Source organism: Paenibacillus naphthalenovorans (assembly GCF_001465255.1).
Taxonomy (GTDB): domain Bacteria; phylum Bacillota; class Bacilli; order Paenibacillales; family NBRC-103111; genus Paenibacillus_G; species Paenibacillus_G naphthalenovorans.
In genome coordinates, this window is the sequence record NZ_CP013652.1 from 301,257 (window position 1) to 318,820 (window position 17,564).

General features: G+C 49.7%; 20 protein-coding genes. 14 read left to right on the forward strand and 6 right to left on the reverse strand.

All coding sequences use genetic code 11. From position 1 onward, the window contains the following. Positions 1 to 28 precede the first annotated feature (28 nt). Positions 29 to 1,627 carry a copper amine oxidase N-terminal domain-containing protein gene (locus IJ22_RS01465; protein ID WP_062406723.1) on the forward strand — a complete coding sequence of 533 codons (1,599 nt, stop codon included), beginning with the start codon at positions 29 to 31 and terminating at the stop codon, positions 1,625 to 1,627. 244 nt (positions 1,628 to 1,871) lie between these two features. Here IJ22_RS01465 and IJ22_RS01470 read toward each other — a convergent pair whose 3' ends face one another. Continuing rightward, positions 1,872 to 2,078, reverse strand: coding sequence for a type II toxin-antitoxin system antitoxin (locus IJ22_RS01470; protein WP_054817073.1), 207 nt, complete (start codon positions 2,076 to 2,078; stop codon positions 1,872 to 1,874). A 9-nt stretch (positions 2,079 to 2,087) separates the two neighbouring features. Then, positions 2,088 to 2,930, reverse strand: a complete 843-nt coding sequence (locus IJ22_RS01475) for an SPFH domain-containing protein (RefSeq protein WP_062406725.1) — start codon at positions 2,928 to 2,930, stop codon at positions 2,088 to 2,090. Positions 2,931 to 3,129: 199 nt separating this feature from the next. Here IJ22_RS01475 and IJ22_RS01480 point away from each other — a divergent pair, with 199 nt between their 5' ends. From IJ22_RS01480 to IJ22_RS01500, 5 genes are all read left to right on the forward strand, one after another. Next, positions 3,130 to 3,477: a thioredoxin family protein gene (locus IJ22_RS01480; protein ID WP_054817074.1), complete on the forward strand. Its 348-nt coding sequence runs from the start codon at positions 3,130 to 3,132 to the stop codon at positions 3,475 to 3,477. Positions 3,478 to 3,676: 199 nt separating this feature from the next. Next, complete coding sequence (locus IJ22_RS01485) at positions 3,677 to 4,624, forward strand: COX15/CtaA family protein (protein ID WP_062406727.1); 948 nt, start codon at positions 3,677 to 3,679, stop codon at positions 4,622 to 4,624. A gap of 54 nt (positions 4,625 to 4,678) precedes the next feature. After that, complete coding sequence (locus tag IJ22_RS01490; RefSeq protein ID WP_062406729.1) at positions 4,679 to 6,439, forward strand: menaquinone biosynthesis decarboxylase; 1,761 nt, start codon at positions 4,679 to 4,681, stop codon at positions 6,437 to 6,439. A gap of 69 nt (positions 6,440 to 6,508) precedes the next feature. Continuing rightward, entirely contained in the window at positions 6,509 to 7,204 is a 696-nt protein-coding gene (locus tag IJ22_RS01495; protein ID WP_054817076.1) for a Cthe_2314 family HEPN domain-containing protein, read from the forward strand. A 78-nt stretch (positions 7,205 to 7,282) separates the two neighbouring features. Beyond that, positions 7,283 to 8,077 carry an SDR family oxidoreductase gene (locus IJ22_RS01500; RefSeq protein WP_062406731.1) on the forward strand — a complete coding sequence of 265 codons (795 nt, stop codon included), beginning with the start codon at positions 7,283 to 7,285 and terminating at the stop codon, positions 8,075 to 8,077. An 83-nt stretch (positions 8,078 to 8,160) separates the two neighbouring features. Here IJ22_RS01500 and IJ22_RS01505 read toward each other — a convergent pair whose 3' ends face one another. Beyond that, positions 8,161 to 8,409 (reverse strand): NifU family protein, encoded by a 249-nt coding sequence (locus IJ22_RS01505; protein WP_062406733.1) that lies wholly within the window; start codon positions 8,407 to 8,409, stop codon positions 8,161 to 8,163. A 79-nt stretch (positions 8,410 to 8,488) separates the two neighbouring features. Here IJ22_RS01505 and IJ22_RS01510 point away from each other — a divergent pair, with 79 nt between their 5' ends. After that, positions 8,489 to 8,743, forward strand: a complete 255-nt coding sequence (locus tag IJ22_RS01510) for a YuzB family protein (protein WP_062406735.1) — start codon at positions 8,489 to 8,491, stop codon at positions 8,741 to 8,743. Positions 8,744 to 8,748: 5 nt separating this feature from the next. Here IJ22_RS01510 and IJ22_RS01515 read toward each other — a convergent pair whose 3' ends face one another. Next, positions 8,749 to 9,813, reverse strand: coding sequence for an NAD(P)/FAD-dependent oxidoreductase (locus IJ22_RS01515; protein ID WP_062406737.1), 1,065 nt, complete (start codon positions 9,811 to 9,813; stop codon positions 8,749 to 8,751). Between the two features lie 24 nt (positions 9,814 to 9,837). Further along, complete coding sequence (mqnE, locus tag IJ22_RS01520) at positions 9,838 to 10,941, reverse strand: aminofutalosine synthase MqnE (RefSeq protein ID WP_062406739.1); 1,104 nt, start codon at positions 10,939 to 10,941, stop codon at positions 9,838 to 9,840. Between the two features lie 371 nt (positions 10,942 to 11,312). Here mqnE and IJ22_RS01525 point away from each other — a divergent pair, with 371 nt between their 5' ends. From IJ22_RS01525 to IJ22_RS26975, 5 genes are all read left to right on the forward strand, one after another. After that, positions 11,313 to 11,513 (forward strand): aspartyl-phosphate phosphatase Spo0E family protein, encoded by a 201-nt coding sequence (locus tag IJ22_RS01525; protein WP_054817077.1) that lies wholly within the window; start codon positions 11,313 to 11,315, stop codon positions 11,511 to 11,513. Positions 11,514 to 11,606: 93 nt separating this feature from the next. After that, positions 11,607 to 11,978 (forward strand): iron-sulfur cluster insertion protein ErpA, encoded by a 372-nt coding sequence (gene erpA / locus IJ22_RS01530; RefSeq protein ID WP_062406741.1) that lies wholly within the window; start codon positions 11,607 to 11,609, stop codon positions 11,976 to 11,978. Positions 11,979 to 12,452: 474 nt separating this feature from the next. After that, positions 12,453 to 13,127, forward strand: coding sequence for a hypothetical protein (locus IJ22_RS01535; protein ID WP_062406743.1), 675 nt, complete (start codon positions 12,453 to 12,455; stop codon positions 13,125 to 13,127). Positions 13,128 to 13,250: 123 nt separating this feature from the next. Next, a complete protein-coding gene (locus tag IJ22_RS01540) occupies positions 13,251 to 13,922 on the forward strand; it encodes a 3D domain-containing protein (RefSeq protein ID WP_054817080.1) in 672 nt (223 codons plus the stop codon). A 60-nt stretch (positions 13,923 to 13,982) separates the two neighbouring features. Continuing rightward, positions 13,983 to 14,108, forward strand: coding sequence for a hypothetical protein (locus tag IJ22_RS26975; protein ID WP_256380582.1), 126 nt, complete (start codon positions 13,983 to 13,985; stop codon positions 14,106 to 14,108). Between the two features lie 284 nt (positions 14,109 to 14,392). On the opposite strand, the gene IJ22_RS26205 is transcribed toward IJ22_RS26975, so the two are convergent. Then, the gene (locus IJ22_RS26205) at positions 14,393 to 14,821 is read right to left on the reverse strand and encodes a hypothetical protein (RefSeq protein WP_062406746.1); all 429 of its coding nucleotides are present in this window, start codon (positions 14,819 to 14,821) and stop codon (positions 14,393 to 14,395) included. Positions 14,822 to 15,130: 309 nt separating this feature from the next. Between IJ22_RS26205 and IJ22_RS01550 the strand changes: the two genes are divergently transcribed. Together IJ22_RS01550 and IJ22_RS01555 are read left to right on the forward strand one after the other, a co-directional pair. Beyond that, complete coding sequence (locus tag IJ22_RS01550) at positions 15,131 to 15,556, forward strand: YugN-like family protein (RefSeq protein ID WP_062406748.1); 426 nt, start codon at positions 15,131 to 15,133, stop codon at positions 15,554 to 15,556. Between the two features lie 425 nt (positions 15,557 to 15,981). Then, positions 15,982 to 17,541, forward strand: coding sequence for a S1C family serine protease (locus IJ22_RS01555; RefSeq protein WP_062406750.1), 1,560 nt, complete (start codon positions 15,982 to 15,984; stop codon positions 17,539 to 17,541). Positions 17,542 to 17,564 lie beyond the last annotated feature (23 nt).

A 17,564-nucleotide genomic window follows, 5' to 3' on the forward strand; every position in this document is an offset into this window, starting at 1 on the left:
TAAATCATCCTTAATTCAGGAGGCACAAATGAAAAAGAAACGCTGGAATTCCGCACTCATTCTCATGATGATCGGTGTGCTTGCTATCCTCGCAGGCTGTCAACCGGTGGCGAACGTCGATATCAGCAAGGCGCTCGCGAACACCTTTGCCGTCAAATCGGCAGAGGGCAAACAATCCCTGACCGTTGAGCTGACGGCTGATCCATCGGCCGTGCTGTCCCCTGAGGACAAGCGAATATTTGACTTGTTCAGCAAAATTACACTGGATATCACCGAATATAAGGCGAAGGATCCTCTCAATGCATCCATGAAAGGAACGTTTGGTTATTCCGGCGGGAGCATTCCTTTCGAAATGGTGATGACTAACACGTATTACATCATTCAAATCGAAGGCGCCAAGAAGCCGCTGCTGATCCGTAATGATGCTTCAACCTGGAACCCGGCGGGCGATCCGATCCCTCTTTCCGACGAGCTGCAAAAACAGCTTCAGCAGCTGACGGAGAAGGCTGTCGATGCGATGCCTTCATTCGGAACGTTCTTCTCCCGCAACCTTCCGAATCCGAACACGATTACCGTTGAGGAAGTCAATGAAACCGTGAACGGTGAAAGCCTGAACCTGCAAAAGGTGCATGCCGAGATTTACGGCAAAGAGCTGGTCGGACTGGTCAAAGGATTTTTGACGAACGTACTGGCGGATGAGCAGGGTTTAAAAGAATTCATCGGTACGCTGTATGATCTGTATGTCCCTTTTGTGAAACAAATGATGCAGGAAATCGGCACGGAACCAAATGATCCGACGGCCGCTGCGATCACACCTTATTTAAATAACAAAACGCTTGCTGTCGAATTCATTCATACCTTCATCAAAACGAATCTGGAGCAGCTGCTGGCAGATTACGATCAATCCGTTGAAGCGCTGTTTGCCTCCGAGGCGGGAGCCAAGGCCAAGGAGTGGCTGAACGGAAATCAAGTGTTCAAAATGGATATGTATGTCGATGAAGATCTGATGACCCGCAAATCGGCTTCCGAATTGCTGCTGACGCTGCCGCAAGGATTGGAAGGCGGACTGAAGAGCATTAAAGTCACTTCAACGGCTGAAACGTGGAACATCAACCAACCGGTGGCCATCAATCAAATCCATACGACCGGCGGTGTGATTGAATTGAACGGCAACGAAACACGGGTCACACCGAGCAAAATCGTTGCCTCTCTGGATCCGAATTCTCAGCTGTATAAGCTCTTGAAGAACGATTTGCAGGTAACGAAAAAAGACATCCAATTGTTCATCAATGAAGAAGTCGACCCGTTCCTCAGCATCAAGCCTTTTAACGATCAAGGAACGGTTATGGTGCCGGCGCGTTTCGTTGCGGAAAGACTGGATGCCGACGTGGAATGGGACGCCGCGGCCCGTCAAGTGAAGGTGACGGATCATCTCAACGGAACAGTAATCCTGCTTACCATCGATAGCAAGGAAGCAACGGTAAACGGGCAAGCCAAACAGTTGGAGAAAGCGGCCGTGCTGGTCGACAATGTCACCTATATTCCTGTACGCTTTGTCTCTGAAAGTATGGGAGCTGAAGTCAACTGGGATCAAGACAGCCAGATGGTCTCGATTACCCGTGACTAAACACGAATGGATTAAGCCGTGTCGATGCGCCTTACAGGCGCATTGATGCGGTTTTTTTTGCCGGAGCAAGCGTATTGCCGCAGTAGATGCAAGATTTGGCAGCCCTTGTTGTTACTATGCGCATGATTCAAATTACTATTCGCCAAGTCCGCTAATTTTGAACTGTAAAAACAGAGCCCCTATCTGACTCCGCCTGGGACAGATAGGGGCTTTCTTGGGCATGAATTCTTTTTCTTTTATCGTACTAGTTCTCCTCCGTCATGCGATCGGGTTCCTGCGGCTTGCGAACGGCAGAACGGGAAGAGGGCAGCCGCCCTGCGCGGACAGCCGCTTCACGCAGCAAATACTCGATATGGCTGTTCACGCTGCGGAAATCATCGGCAGCCCATCGTTCCAGCACTTCATACAGCTTGGGATCGAGCCGCAGGGGAAAGTTTTTTTTCGCGGCCATGGCGATCCCTTAGTACAAGCTCCCCGTATTAATGACCGGATTGGCGGAACGGTCGGATACAATGGCGACGAGAAGATTGTTGATCATGGCCGCTTTGCGTTCTTCGTCAAGCTCGATAACGCCTTCCTGCTGCAGCTGGGCGATGGCCAACTGTACCATGCCTACGGCGCCTTCCACGATCTTGCTGCGGGCGGCAATGATAGCGGTGGCCTGCTGCCGCTGGAGCATAGCGCTTGCGATCTCCGTTGAGTAAGCCAGGTGAGTCAAGCGGGCTTCCATGACTTCCACTCCGGCGACGGACAGCCGTTCCTGCAGCTCGCGGCTGAGCTCTGCGGCCACTTCTTCAGAGTTGCCGCGCAGTGAATAGCCGTTTGAATCGAAGGTATCATAAGGATATTTATTGGCTACATGGCGCAGGGCCGTTTCACTTTGAATTTCCACGAATTGCTCGTAGTTGTCTACATCGAACGTAGCTTTGGCTGAGTCGATCACACGAAATACGACTACGGCCGCGATTTCGATCGGATTTCCTTCAATATCGTTGACTTTCAGCTTGGCGCTGTTGAAGTTGCGAACTCGCAGAGATACCTTTTTGCGGACCGAGAAGGGAACGGTCATCCACAATCCGCTTTTACGAATGGTTCCGGCATAGCTTCCGAAGAAGGTGACCACCATGGCCTGATTGGGCTGCACGACAGTAATCGCAGAAAGCAGCGGTGCGGATGCAACGAGCAGTACAATACCCAGCAGAATGTACTCATTCATCAAGAGTACCAGACCGAGCGCATCGACAGCCAGCATCAGCAGCAGTCCCAGGAATCCATTAATCACCCATGCATTTTTTTCTTTCATAAGACAGCTCTCCTTAGATGAAATTCATTTAATACTTATTTGATATTTTTATGATATCACATTTAGGAATAAATGTAAAATACATTTTTATGGAAAATGACGAGTCTTGTTGAAAGTTGACAGAAGCCGCTTCGAGTGCTATAAGTGATATAATGTTAACAAACAGATTCATCACTTCCATTCAAAGGCGGTGTTTTCCATGGAACACGTTACAACTGAACAAAGATTCAATGAGATTATCGGCGGCTCTAAGCCAACGATTGCCGTATTTAAAGCGACGTGGTGCAAGGACTGCCATTTTATCGAACCTTTTATGCCTGAAGTGGAGGCGGCTTATCAAGACCGGCTGACTTTTATTCATATTGACCGCGATGAGATGCCGGAACTCTGCTCCGAGCTGAATATTTTAGGTATCCCCAGCTTCATCGCATTCCGGGACGGCAAAGAGCTTATCCGTTTTGTCAGCAAGCTTCGCAAGACCCGGGAAGAAATTGAGCAGTTTCTGGATCGCGCCGTTGACGTTGCGAACGAACTGCAGAAATCATAAGTTTCATCCTTCCGGAGAATTCATCTCCGGAAGTTTTTTTATTCTCCGGTTCATTTCATCAGACGTTGGCTTGCTTCTTTCATTGCTTTGTAACATTTCCACATGGATTTGATCCCCATTTATCGCTATAATGTAATTTGGAACATTAGGGCTTGTCTATTATTGTCGGATTTTACGAAGAAGCGGGTGTGAAGAGCGAATGAATATACAACGATGGCTTAAGCGGCTTTCCCTTGCAAGCATGCTCGGCATGTTTCTGATTCTGTTGATGGGGGCGCTTGTGACCAAGACAGAATCCGGACGGGGCTGCGGGGACGATTGGCCGCTTTGTAACGGACGCTTCGTACCGGCTTATACGATCGAGTCGCTTATTGAATACAGCCATCGCTTCGTTGTAGGTGTGGTTGGAATCATTCTGCTTGCAACGACGATTCTGGTGTTTTTATACAGCCAGCGCAAAGATGCAAAATGGTTTGTTGGCGGAGCGATGTTTTTTACGGTGCTTCAGGCGATTCTGGGCGCGTTTGCGGTCTTATGGCCACAATCCGCTCTGGTCATGGCTCTGCACTTCGGATTTTCGCTTTTGTCCTTTGCCTTCACTTTACTGCTGTATTTGGTATTTACGAAGTTCGGCGAAGCGTTGATCCGCGGGGACGGAACGCGGTTGTCGCGTGGAGCGAGGCTTTCGATATGGGGAGTCCTGCTGTATAGTTATGTCGTCGTTTATCTGGGCGCTTTCGTGCGCCATACCGAATCGATCGGCGGCTGTATCGGTTGGCCGCTGTGTAACGGCCAGGTGATCCCCGAGATGACAGGGGGAACCGGAGTTGTATTTACTCACAGGTTGGCTGCTGCGCTCCTGGGTCTGGCCATTCTCGCCGTGTTCCTGATGATCCGGAATCAGGCAAAACCGGGAAGCAGTGTTTATCAAGCGGCACTATGGTCTCTTGTTCTGGTATTTTTCCAAATTTTAAGCGGCGGCTTCGTCACGCTTACCATTGGGTACGACATGTTTTTGGTGGCCAGCTTGCTGCATGCGCTTTTGATCTCATGTTTATTCGGTATCCTGTGTTATTTGGCCATCATCTCTATGCAGACGGCCGATCACAGGGAAGTGCAGGCTTACGCGGCTCCAAGGCTGCCGTAAGCCTTCTGTTCATTTTGAGCTGTTACCGCTATATAGAAGGGAGAAATACTGAATATGAGGTTTGATAATTTGCGTTCCTTTCTGGAAGCGCTTCGTAAGGAAAATGAGCTGCAAGTGATTTCTGCACCCGTGGATCCCTATTTGGAGCTGGCTGAAATACACAGAAGGGTCATCGACGAGGGTGGCCCTGCCCTGCTCTTTACGAATGTGAAGGGAGCGTCTTTTCCTGTCGTAACGAATTTATTCGGTACGAGCCGGCGTGTCGATCTGGCTTTCGGCCCGCGGCCGGAGCAGCTGATGAAGCAGATTGTCGGCGCGGTGGACACGCTTGTACCGCCTACACCGAAGGCGCTGTGGCAGCAGCGCCAGTTGATTGTGGATCTGCTCAAAATCGGAATCAAAAATGTATCTCCGGATTCGGCGCCGATCCTGCAGCAATGCAAAACCGATTCGCCTTTGGACGGCCTGCCCGTTCTGACCAGCTGGCAGGAGGATGGCGGCCCGTTCGTGACGCTGCCGCTCGTTTACACGGAGCATCCGGAAAATGGGCATCATAATCTGGGGATGTACCGTATGCAGGTGTATGACGCCAAGACGACGGGGATGCACTGGCAAATTCATAAAGGCGGAGGCTTTCACTACCATGAGGCGGAAAAGCGCGGCGAGGCGCTTCCGGTCACCGTATTTTTGGGGGGGCCGCCGGCCTTGATAGCATCGGCCATTGCTCCGGTGCCCGAGCATCTTCCGGAGCTTCTGCTGACATCACTCATCGTAGGACAAAAGCTTCCGATGGTGCAAAATCCGCATGGCGGCCATCGATTGGTCGCGGAAGCCGAATTCGCCATCAGCGGTTCCGTGGCGCCGTATCTGCGTCGTCCCGAGGGACCGTTCGGCGATCATTACGGGTACTACTCGCTCACGCATGATTTTCCGGTTTTTGAGGTCAGTCATATGTGGCACCGTAAAGATGCCATCTACCCCGCTACGATTGTCGGAAAGCCGCGTCAGGAGGATTACTATCTCGGTGAATTTTTACAGCGTTTGCTGTCGCCGGCCTTTCCAATGGCCATGCCGGGAGTCAAGGATTTGTGGACTTATGCCGAAACCGGGTTTCATCCGCTCGCTGCGGCCATCGTCCGCGACAGCTACAGCCGCGAGGCGCTGGGCACCGCGTTTCGTATCCTGGGCGAAGGCCAGCTGACGCTGACGAAGTTTTTGATCGTTACGGATCAACATGTAGAGCTGGAGCGCTTTCCCAAGCTGCTGGAGACGGTACTGGAGAGGTTTGATCCGCTTCGCGATCTGTTCATCTTCGACCATACGTCGCATGATACGCTGGACTATACGGGTGACCGCTTAAATCATGGGAGCAAAGCCGTGCTGCTTGGCGTTGGCGAGCCTCAGCGTCAGCTGCCGGCCGTATACGATGGCGGAGAGCTGCCGGGGATCCGTTCCCTGGCCGTCTACTGCCGGGGATGTCTGGTGGTTTCGGGAGCGGCTTATGAGGAGGATCCGCTTCTGCCTCAGCACCTTGTGGAACAAGCGGGAGACCGTCTTGGCGATTGGCCGCTTGTCATCCTCGCGGACGACACCTCCTTCGTTAAAGATCAAACCGCATTCCTTTGGACCGTATTTACGCGCTTTAACCCGGCGGGAGATATTTATGCTCATACGCAGGTTAACCGCCATCACATCGGCTATCGACTGCCGCTTGTCATCGACGCCCGCATGAAGCCCGGGTATCCTGATGAGTTGTTCCCGCGCGAAGATATCGTGGAACTGGTGGACCGGCGGTGGAAAGAATATTTTTCCTGAAAATCATAGATCGGCACGTACCCGGTAATACTTGACCAGACCAAATTCACATATATACGGAGATTTGTTATGCTAAGAGCGATGTTCGGCGAGCCGCCGCGCAAAGACGCAGGCCTGCTGCTGGAAGCCATTCAAGCGATTCGTAAATACATGTACACATTGACATCTGCCTCCCGGCAGTCGTCACAGGAGCGGCGGTACATCATCTGGTGCCAAAGCTTCCTGCGTACGTTGGACGATTTGGAGCAAAGTCAATTCGCTGCCGTTCGGTTTGGCCGCAAGGTAAGCAAAAAATACACCGATCAGATGTCCGCCGAGGAGCTTGATGATTACCATCGGCACTTATATTATTATAACAATGCTTTGATCCGTGTATTTGCGGTTTTGGACAAGTTGGGGCATTTCATGAACGAAAGGTTCTCTTTGCACACGGAAAGGGTCAAATCACGCTTTTCTTACTTTACCGTGCTTCGCCATATGCACAAGGACAAGCGGTTTTCAGATTTGGAACAGCAGCTTTATGAGCTCAAAATCAAATATAATGAACCGCTTAACCGGTTGCGCAACCAGCGGAACATGGAAATACACACCATAAATGCGGATTTGCTGGATGACCTGATGAAAGCGGCCGAAGCGAAATATGGCGAACAGATAAGGATAGGGACCGAAGACATACAGCAAAATCTTCAAGATTTGGAGCAAGGGTGCCAAATGACGTTTCGTGCGGCAGCGGAGGTATTTCGTTATCTGCACCGCCGTTCTTAAGAGTTGAATCGAATTCCGGCATCCACTATACTTTGATATAGCAAGGTAAGTTAGATGAAGCCGGGAGGAACCGAGAGCATGGAGCAGCAGCGGAAAACCGCACTCATCACCGGAAGCGCCAAAGGGCTCGGCAAAATGACCGCACTCCTGCTGGCCGATCAAGGGTTGGATATCATTGTCAATTATGTGAACAGTAAGCAAGAGGCCGAAGAACTCTGTGGGCGAATCCGCCAAAAGGGCGTAAAATGCGAAGCTATTCAAGCCAACGTAGCCCGGGGGGAGGATCGGGAGCGCCTCGTGGACGAGGCCGTACGCCGCTTTGGGTCGATTGACATTCTCATTAATAATGCGGGGCCGTTCATTCGCGAACGAAGGCTGTTTCGCGATTACAAGACTCAGGAAATACTCGATTTGATGCAGGGCAACTTGCTTGGAGTCATGCATCTGGACCATTTGGTCATCCCTATGATGCGAAACAAACAGTGGGGCCGCATTATCCATTTTGGTTTCGGTCATGCGGCGGAAGCACGCGGTTGGCCCCATCGGGCCGTATACGCCGCGGCGAAGGTAGGTCTGGTCTCATTTACCAAGACATTGGCTGTCGAAGAGGCGGCAAGCGGCATTACGGTTAATATGATTTGTCCCGGCGATATCGTTGGAGACAACAAGGAACGTACGATCCGCGAGGTTGAGCACATCCATGATGACGAATCTCCGCGCGGCAGGCCGGGAACCGGAGAAGATATCGCCCGCGTGATCCGTTTTTTGTGCGAGGAGCGTTCTGATTTCATTACGGGCAACATCATGGACATTTCCGGAGGCTTGGATCCGATTCGCGCGATTACCGGCAACGGCACGGCAAAAAAGCCCTGAAACCCGCATACTGCGGGATTCAGGGCTTTATGCTTGCATTATCTTTATGCTTGCATTATTGTGCCTGAATGGGAATCAAGCCGTTAGAATACTTGTACGACTTCCTCTATGCCTTCCACTTCCTCCAGGAGGGCGCGTTCGATACCGGCCTTCAGAGTAATGGTCGAGCTTGGGCAGCTGCCGCAAGCACCCATGAGCTTCAGTTTAACGACGCCGTCCTCCACATCAACAAGTTCCACGTCGCCTCCGTCGCGCTGAAGAAACGGACGCAGTTTATCTAGAACCTCAAGCACTTCATCGTACACCGTACTTTGTTGAGTACTTTCGCTCATTTGCATCATCTCCCTTCTTACCTTATTATATTACAATCAACGAAAAATGAAAATGGCTGCAAGGCGGTGTTACCTTCCTATGAGACCTATTATTGAATTTTGTACAAATAATATGCATCACGGCACAGACAAGCTGTTCAAAAAACTGGAACAGAACGCCGATTACGATGTGATTGAATATGGCTGCCTGGGCAATTGCGGGGAATGCTACGTTTTGCCGTTTGCGTTGGTTAACGGCGAGATTGTCGCCGCTTCAACGGCCGATGAACTGGAGGCGGCTATCAAGGATAAAATAAAAGAGATCGAAGCCATGTTCGATCTCCTGGGTGAGTAATCCGGTTATCCGAAATGTCTCTTGGACATCCAAAGCACCCCGGACTTTATAGCGCGGGGCACCTTTCCAAGCATGACGGTCCGCTTGCCCATCAGGCCAAACCCCGCTTTTTTTCCCAGCGATCCGAGAACTCCTTTGAGCTTGATTTTGCCGAGCCGGGGAGTTTCGTTTTTCCATATCGCTTGAAGGACATGAGCCACTTGCTCTCCTTGGGCCTCCGCAGCCTGACCGCTGGGGGAGAACGGAAGGGCGGCGCAGTCGCCAACGACGAAGATATCGTTATAATCCGGAAGCTGGTGGTATTCGTTGATGATGAGACGACCTTGTGCATCTTTGGGCAGATTCAAGTTCTGCACGATCGGGCTCGGTTGAATGCCGGCAGTCCATATTGTCATGTCGGTGTAAATGATTTCCTGCTGGTTGTACAGCATGCCGCCTTCCAAACGGGCGAGAGAGATGTGCGAACGCAGCTCAATGTCATGCTCGAGCATCCAGTCGCGGACATACCTCTGCAGCTTGCCCGGAAACGGAGACAGAATGCTGGCACCTCGATCCAGAATTCGGATGTTCATATCGGGCCGGCTTTCACGAAGCTCCGCAGCGACTTCAACACCGCTGAGGCCGCCGCCGACGATGGTCACCTGGCCATAAGGCGCTATGTCGTTAACGTTCTGATACGTTTTCCGGGTGGAGGACAGCGTCTGGATACTATGTGAGAATTCTTCGGCACCCGGAATGCCATGATAACGATCAACACAGCCGAGGGCTATGACCAGCCAATCGTAGGACAACGTCTCATCGTTTGCAAAACGGACTTCCTTTTGCTCCGGCAGGACAGAGACCACTTCTCCGTATTTTAAAATAAGCCGGGGGTCGACCGGGAACTGCACCCGAATGTCCCAATCCGATACCGTCCCTGCTGCCAGTGCGTAATACTCCGTTTTGAGCCCTTGATAAGGCATCCGGTCCACCAGAATCATGACGGTGTCCGACGGCAATTCCTTACTGAGCAGTTCTTTGGCTACGGTTAATCCACCATAGCCTCCGCCCAAAATCACAAGTTTTTTCATACAATGGCAAACCCTTTCTATGACCTAGTTATAAACCTTGATCTCATTATAAAAAGTATCCCGCTCTACAGGAATGCGTCCCGCGCCTTTAATCAGCCATACCAGCTCATCGCGGGTCATGCCTTCAGGCGAAAGCGCACCGGCCGAATGGCTGATCCGCTCCTGGATAATCGTTCCGTGAGCGTCGGATGCCCCGAAAGTGAAGGCGAGTTGAGTAAGCTGTGTACCGAGATTGATAAAGTAGGCTTTGACATGCTGGATATTATCCAGCATCAAACGGCTGATCGCAATCGTCTTCAGATTGTCGTATGCGGACACCCGTTTTTTCAAACCTGCACTGACACTGGCCGGCTGCACAGCATTCGGAATGAATACCATAAAACCTCCGGTTTCATCCTGCAGCTCACGCAGGTATATCAAGTGACGGATACGCTCCTCGTACGTCTCAATCGATCCGAACAGCATCGTGGCATGCGTCTTCATTCCGAGCTGATGCGCCGTACGGTGAACTTCGAGCCACTGTTCCGTCGAGGCTTTGTCGACCAGGTGCATTTTTTTGCGGTACCGCTCGGATAAAATTTCCGCGCCTCCTCCGGGCATTGTATCTAATCCCGCATCGATGAGCGTCTGCAGCACTTCTTTATAGCTTAACCCGCTAAGCCGTGAAAAAAACTCGATTTCTGCAGCGGTATGAGCTTTAATGGTTACATTCGGATAACGCTCTTTCAACGCGCGGATGCTGTCCACATAGTATTGGAACGGCACGTTCGGGTTATGCCCTCCGGTGATGTGAAACTCGCGGAGACCCGGATGAATGTGCTGATCGATATATTCAAACATCTGCTCCGGCGTTAACGTATAGGCTCCTTCCTGTCCTTCATCGCGGCGGAAATGACAGAAAGCGCAATGCTCTTCGCATACGTTAGTAAAGTAAAGACTCATATTATCGACGAAATAAACCTTTTTCCCGTTCTTGCGCAGGTTGACCTTATTGGCCATTTGACCTATGGCGAGCAAATCATCGGATTCGTATAAGTATACGCCTTCCTCCAAGGATAGACGCTCTCCGTGTTCCACTTTTTCGGCGATTTCAGCCATACGCTGCCCGTAATTTGTCGTGATGCTCATTGTTGCACCTCCGTAAACTGTTTAGGCGCCCCCGGCCGGAGAGCCTGGGACGCGATTTTTTAACGTCCGTGAGTCCGTGAATATTGTCACAAGTGAAGAAGACTGTACGGCAAAACCTTATATTATGAAGTCTTCTTGATGACTGGAATCAACCATCAATCCTTCTCATTATAAACCTACTGAACAAGCTGGGCAATATATGATTCGGTGAAAAACGCATTCGGTGGATGTTTATCAAAATCGATTATGAAAGATCGTTAATAAAAATAATTAATATAATTATGCATAATGTATACATTGCCTATTTTCTTTTCTTTCCAAATATAATATACTTTTTCATTGTAGAACTAGTTTAGGGCGGTGTAACGATCGTGTTAGTTTCGAGTTGTCCCGATAAACAATCAGCTATCACCAGTGAAATAGAAGAGGTTCGCGGGCGAATGGTCAGCTTAGGCGTTCAATTCGGTTTGCTGCATCCGGAAGTGCAGAGGTGCAGTCAGCAGTTGGATGAATTATTGCTGCGTTATCATCATATAAAACTCGGCCCCGCGGCTAAAGCTCCATCTTTGTAGATAAAACGCAAATCACGCGCCCTTGAGGTAAGAGCCCGGAAGGAGTATACTTTAAGCAGGACCACATTTTAAATGTAAGGGAGGCAACGGATTATGATTACCATTAGCGAAAGTGCTTGCGATAAAATTAAGGAAATGCTGGCGGCGGAGGAAACTGCGAATTTGTTCCTTCGTATCGGCGTAAAGTCTGGCGGCTGCAGCGGCTTCTCCTATGGCATGGGATTTGACGATACCCAGCAGCAGGACGATAAGGTTTTGGATATTAACGGTCTCAAGGTAGTCGTAGACCCGGACAGCGCCAAATACCTCTACGGCGTCGAGATTGATTACCAGGACGCAGGCATGGGCGGCGGTTTCACTATTCACAACCCGAATGCTGTTGCTACCTGCGGGTGCGGTTCTTCCTTCAAAATGAAGGATGAAGAGGGGACTCCCGAGAAATGCGACGATAAAGTCGAGGTTTAATATAGATACTTAATTGATTAACAACCCCGGATAGCGAACGTTAACGACCCCAAAGTCGGCGTTTCAGGGTTGAAGATAGCGTCCTCCTGACAGATGTTCATACGTGAGCATCGGTCAGGAGGTTTTTTATTATGACGCTAAAGAAATGTGAGAGGCGAGTTCCTAACAGGACTTTGGTTCCGTAATTCCGGAGAGTGGCGTATTTCAAAGGCTATGTTAATGTTCTTGAATGATTGCATGAGGACAACGTTTTTTTAGTTCAGATAAAAATAGTTCATTGAATTCATTTTAAATGAAAACCACCGAAATCAAAACGGTCCCGCTCGTCTGCATCCGCCCGACCGTATCCAATCCGGCGCATAAGTGCGGGCTTGTATAAGAACTAGCGAATCTAAAATGCAACTTTCGGATGGTTTCCGCGTTAATAATTGTGAAGAGTACATCATGTTTTGCAGAAATACGAGGAGGAAATGAATGAAAAAATCGATGGTTCTATTGATGATCGCGGTTGCTATTGTACTCGCAAGCGGCTGCGGGGAGAAAAGCTCCAGGGAAGGCGAGTCCGCTGTCCCCTCTAGTACGCAGCCTTCTGCCGGCACTGACCAAAAAAACGCTGACGCTGGCACGGTGGCTCCTCCGGTGAGTCAACAGCCTGAAGCGGGTACCGAGCACAAAAACGCCGATACCGGTAAAGCAAGCCCATCTGTGGGCACGCCGCCGGCTAAGGGTACAGAAACCAAACCGTCTGGCGCGGGTGCAGCTTCCCAACCGAGCCCGAAGAAAGCTGCCAGCACGGACCGCAAGATCGATGTGGATTACATTAAGCAGAATCTGAAAATGAACATGTCCCAAGATGAAGTGAAAAAGCTGCTGGGCTCAACCTACACCGAAGTAACCAATGCTATGGAAGGCAATAAGATGTGGCGTTATGATATAGGAACAAAGCAGGGGTACAATTATCAGGGGGAAATGGATTCCATCGATATGGATGGTTTGATAAACGGGTCGGTTACCATTCAGTTGTTTGTGGACTGGTCTGAAGAAAAAACCGTGAATCATTATTCTTTCCTTTACCTGAAGGACGGCAAAATCTATGAGTACCGGGTTTTCGAGGATGGTCAGGTAAAAGAAAGTATTGTTCAGGAATAATACATAGATCCGGCGTATGGAGGGCCTTTCGGGTTTTTTTTGTATAGCGATCTATTTGTCCTATGTATAGATTGGTTCAGATATGGATAGCCTCCTATATTAAGGGGAGGTTTAACAACACATATGTTAACGAAAACCGCAAGCCATGCCAAATGGATTTGTTTCATCACGCTGATGCTGTCCGTATTGGTATGGTTTGGACAAGAACAAAGGCAAGCTGCAGCATTACGCAGCACAAGCTTTACACCCGTTCAGGCCAGTAACATTCCGATTCCGGTTTCCGGTTTTAGCCAAACGGCTGTAACCTTGGAAAGCCCTAAAGGAGAAACCAAGCCCGTTTCAACCCAATCGGGACAGGGTAAGCAAGCTCGTAATTACAAGTTTTTCCCGCATCCGGGGCAGGATTTATCGAAATATACGGCTGTGGAAGTGACCGCAACAGGTTACTTCGCGGGTAAGGAATCCACCGGAAAGAGTCCGGGACATCCGGAGTATGGCGTTACGTATTCAGGTATGATGGTTGCCCGCGACGTACAATCTTTTTCGACCATTGCCGCAGACCCGAAAGTATTCCCCATCGGTACGGTTCTCTACATTCCCGGCTATGGCTACGGAATTGTAGCGGATACGGGCAGCGCGATTAAAGGTAACCGGATCGATTTGTACTTTGAAACCAAAGATCAGGTCTATCAGGAGTGGGGCAAAAAGAAGCTGAATGTGTTTGTGGTCAAAAAGGGCAGCGGGAAAATAAATCAGTCCCTTTGGAACCAATTAAAAAATGAGCTGCTGTATTAAGTTTCCATCATAAAACCCTTCCGGTGCATCCACAATATCGGATGTAGGGGAGGTGAGACCATGGCTAAAAACAAAAACAGAAAGAAAAACGACTCGGAATTTTCCGAAGAAGTCGTTGAAAATAATGTAAAGCGGCCGGCCCAGAATAATCCGAGCGAGGGTGCGGCTCAAAGCGCCAAAAGATAATGCTCTATAAAATGGAGTGCAACGGGCAACCGGTTTGACACTCCATTTTTGTTGGCAGGTCTGCCCACCCAAATTGAATGTGAGGTGAACGGAAGCGTAATTTACGGATTTTATGCGACGCCGGACCGTTTTATGAAGGCCATCTGAGAACATCGATCGAACGGGTCGGGTATGATTCGGAAAAGGTCATTAAGCTTTATAAAGAAGCCGATTATCCCAATGCGGAAATGAGGATACAGATCAAAGTGTAGGGAACGCTTCTGGAAAAAACAACGGTTGGCATTTTACCGGTGAAATTTAAAATTTCCATAATCAATCACAACAATTTTTCCATTTCTGTTTACACGCAAGTTTTCATAATTGGGTTTGCCCCGGCGGGTGAGAACCTCATAAGCTCTGATACCATTGGACTTAAACATGATTCTTAGTTTGTAAAGATTCCGTTTATGTTTTGAAGAATTCGGGAATTTCCTGGTATGCTTTTTCATGATCAACCAACGGTAATGATTCCCATAATCGATAATTTCGGCAAGGCGTTTTCTTAATGGAGAAGGAGATGAACGATAAGTATTTACTTCTCTTTTGTTGCTTTTGATCCCATATTTGGATTTAGCAACTTTTAAAACGTAACCGTTACCCAGATCATATACAATTCGTCTTGCACCCGAGCCAAGCAAACTGATATTATTCATTTTGCTTTTATCACTATTCACGGTTAATTACCCCCGTCTTTAAAAAAATGTAAAGCAGCTTAATTTATTGTATTGAAAAAAAATAAAATGGTTTATACAATTGGTCTTGTTTGAGAAAAAAATGATGTATACATCGGCAGGCAGACCGTATCAATAAGGACAATGGTCCAATGAGGTTTCATTCGTACGGTAAATGCGGAGTTCATCGTGATCCCCAATCAAACATGTGCATGGTATTTTGAGTAGAAAATACATATGGGCATAATTTTCCCATATGTAGTCCATTCTATGAATAGACCATAACACTGCTAACGGTTGGAGGAGATACGGATGATTCCCCTGGATTCGTCATTGTTGAACCGCGAAGAAAATTTTGATCAGGTACGGCAATATTTGCATGAGCATGAGTTTGTTTTGGGCGGAAATTGGGATTATGAGCACGGCAGCTTTGACCGTTATTTGGATGAAGGCCGCAAGGTCTGGCTTCGGATTCCTTTTCAAGTCACTCACGGTGTTCTGGACGGGGATGCGGACTCCACGGATGCGGTCGTTCAAATCGGTACTCCGTTTGTGTTGAAGCATGTGTATAATGAAGGGCTGGACGAAGAAGCCCAGGTGCGAGTATCCGGCGCTTTGATCGATCAGTTTCAGGAACCGCTCGATAAGGATGCCCCGGTGGAGGACAAGTGGGTTGCGCAGGCGAAGTCGCTGCTGAAGGAAGTGGAGCAGGGGTGGAGTGGTGACACATCCCCCTAAATCCCCCTTACCTAAGGGGGACCCCAGGGGTTTCGTCCCCTGGACGACGAAAGCTGTCGGGGGAGCGGTTGCGGCGAGTATACCGGGAAGGCTGAGCGTGTGCTCGCGATTTGTCCTTCCCTGCCTGGCTTTCAGCAGCCTGGGGACGGATACGCTTTCAGTTGGAGCGGTGCGTGCTTGGGAGCAACTGAGGAGGAATTCCCCGCGTCTGTCCGAGCGTGTTCACCTGATGGCGAACTAGTGACGGACCCGCTTAATTGCGCGGATATAAGCCCCTTATTTTGGAGGATTTGCGACAATATTCGATTTTAACTCCATTTTATTTTTTATTAAGGTTTCTTTAATGTCGCGGGTGCAATATGGAATACAAGAACAGAGAGCTAAACAATCCTATTGAAACCTGAATAAGATGGAGGTTTGGTCTTATGGATAACAACAATAAAAATGGCAATCCGTTATATGACTTCTTTGGTCGTGCGAATGACGGTTCCTCTCATCATAAGGAGCAAGAGATTGACGATAAGCAGGAGATGAAAGAGGAAAAAGCTGCAGATATTGAGCGCCATTCATCTCATTACTTTTCTTACGGACCGTTTAAGCCCGGCGAGAGTGCGGCGGCAAGAGAGAATGCCGGTTCTCCTCCGGTGGAGGTCACCCCGCCGAAGCCCTTGCGGACTTACAGCTTTCATTCACCTGAGGAGCCGAATATAACGAACGGCGGCATGGGAAACTGGCAGGTCGGAAAGCCGAAACGCTCCGGCAGCTTCCGCACTATTTTTGCCTCGTTCATGGCGGGGGTCGTTGTGGTCGGTTCGCTGATGTTCGCCTCCGACAAAATGAACCTGTTTACGGGTGCTGAAGGGGTGATGAACAGTGGAGGATCGAACGGTTCGATTCCGGCAGCATCCTCCAATAACGGTGGCGTACAGCCTTCCGCTCTGGATATCAGCCGCCCGAACAGTGTGTCGAGCATCGTTCAACAAGCCAGTCCGGCGGTGGTAAAGATCGAAACCAAGGTGAAACCTAAAGCCTCGAGCCGCACCGGCAATCCGTTTTTCGACGATCCGTTCTTCCGTCAATTTTTTGGTGATAACGGCGGCCAGCAGCCGGACAGCGATCAGCTGCAGCCCGGAGGCATGGGGACCGGTTTCATTTTTGAAAAGTCCGGATATATTCTGACCAATGAGCATGTCATTGACGGCGCGGATGAAATTTGGGTTTACGTGCAAGGCTATGAAAAGCCGTTCAAAGCCGAGCTTCTCGGCAACAGCTACGATCTTGACCTGGCCGCTCTGAAAATTAAAGGCGATAAAGACTTCCCGACGCTGCCGCTGGGCAATGCGGATAACCTGAACGTCGGCGACTGGGTAGTGGCGATCGGCAACCCGTACGGCTTTGACCATACGGTAACGGTGGGCGTGCTCAGTGCGAAGGAACGTCCGATCAGCATTCCGGACACTAACGGAACACGCGAATACAAGCATTTGCTTCAAACCGACGCATCGATCAACCCCGGCAACTCCGGCGGCCCGCTGCTGAATCTGAACGGTGAAGTCGTCGGCATCAATACGGCGGTCAGCTCCCAGGCGCAGGGTATCGGCTTCGCCATCCCGACGAGCACGATTAATGCGGTACTGGATAACCTGAAGAATAACGTGGAAATTCCCAAAGAACCGGCTCCTTATATCGGGGTAAGGCTGGGTGACGTACAGAAGGACTGGGTTGCCGATCTCAAGCTTCCGAATACCGATGGTGCGATCGTTTCCGATGTTGAGCGGAGAAGCCCCGCTTTTACAGCAGGCATTCGTCCTTATGACGTCATTGTGGAAGTGAACGGAGCCAAAGTGAAAACATCGGCGGAGGCGGTCAGCGCTATTCAAAAATTAAAGGTTGGCGACAAAGCTACCATCGGCGTGATGCGTGACGGACAGAAAATAAACATTGAAGTCACCATCGGCGACCGGAACGCACAGAAGCAGCAATAATGGGATTACAAGCAGAGCGGACC

Excerpts from the sequence above, each read along its gene's own strand:
- IJ22_RS01465 (WP_062406723.1), top strand. The coding sequence starts at position 29 with ATGAAAAAGAAACGCTGGAATTCCGCACTCATTCTCATGATGATCGGT.
- IJ22_RS01470 (WP_054817073.1), bottom strand. The coding sequence starts at position 2,078 with ATGGCCGCGAAAAAAAACTTTCCCCTGCGGCTCGATCCCAAGCTGTAT.
- IJ22_RS01475 (WP_062406725.1), bottom strand. The coding sequence starts at position 2,930 with ATGAAAGAAAAAAATGCATGGGTGATTAATGGATTCCTGGGACTGCTG.
- IJ22_RS01480 (WP_054817074.1), top strand. The coding sequence starts at position 3,130 with ATGGAACACGTTACAACTGAACAAAGATTCAATGAGATTATCGGCGGC.
- IJ22_RS01485 (WP_062406727.1), top strand. The coding sequence starts at position 3,677 with ATGAATATACAACGATGGCTTAAGCGGCTTTCCCTTGCAAGCATGCTC.
- IJ22_RS01490 (WP_062406729.1), top strand. The coding sequence starts at position 4,679 with ATGAGGTTTGATAATTTGCGTTCCTTTCTGGAAGCGCTTCGTAAGGAA.
- IJ22_RS01495 (WP_054817076.1), top strand. The coding sequence starts at position 6,509 with ATGCTAAGAGCGATGTTCGGCGAGCCGCCGCGCAAAGACGCAGGCCTG.
- IJ22_RS01500 (WP_062406731.1), top strand. The coding sequence starts at position 7,283 with ATGGAGCAGCAGCGGAAAACCGCACTCATCACCGGAAGCGCCAAAGGG.
- IJ22_RS01505 (WP_062406733.1), bottom strand. The coding sequence starts at position 8,409 with ATGAGCGAAAGTACTCAACAAAGTACGGTGTACGATGAAGTGCTTGAG.
- IJ22_RS01510 (WP_062406735.1), top strand. The coding sequence starts at position 8,489 with ATGAGACCTATTATTGAATTTTGTACAAATAATATGCATCACGGCACA.
- IJ22_RS01515 (WP_062406737.1), bottom strand. The coding sequence starts at position 9,813 with ATGAAAAAACTTGTGATTTTGGGCGGAGGCTATGGTGGATTAACCGTA.
- mqnE (WP_062406739.1), bottom strand. The coding sequence starts at position 10,941 with ATGAGCATCACGACAAATTACGGGCAGCGTATGGCTGAAATCGCCGAA.
- erpA (WP_062406741.1), top strand. The coding sequence starts at position 11,607 with ATGATTACCATTAGCGAAAGTGCTTGCGATAAAATTAAGGAAATGCTG.
- IJ22_RS01535 (WP_062406743.1), top strand. The coding sequence starts at position 12,453 with ATGAAAAAATCGATGGTTCTATTGATGATCGCGGTTGCTATTGTACTC.
- IJ22_RS01540 (WP_054817080.1), top strand. The coding sequence starts at position 13,251 with ATGTTAACGAAAACCGCAAGCCATGCCAAATGGATTTGTTTCATCACG.
- IJ22_RS26975 (WP_256380582.1), top strand. The coding sequence starts at position 13,983 with ATGGCTAAAAACAAAAACAGAAAGAAAAACGACTCGGAATTTTCCGAA.
- IJ22_RS01550 (WP_062406748.1), top strand. The coding sequence starts at position 15,131 with ATGATTCCCCTGGATTCGTCATTGTTGAACCGCGAAGAAAATTTTGAT.
- IJ22_RS01555 (WP_062406750.1), top strand. The coding sequence starts at position 15,982 with ATGGATAACAACAATAAAAATGGCAATCCGTTATATGACTTCTTTGGT.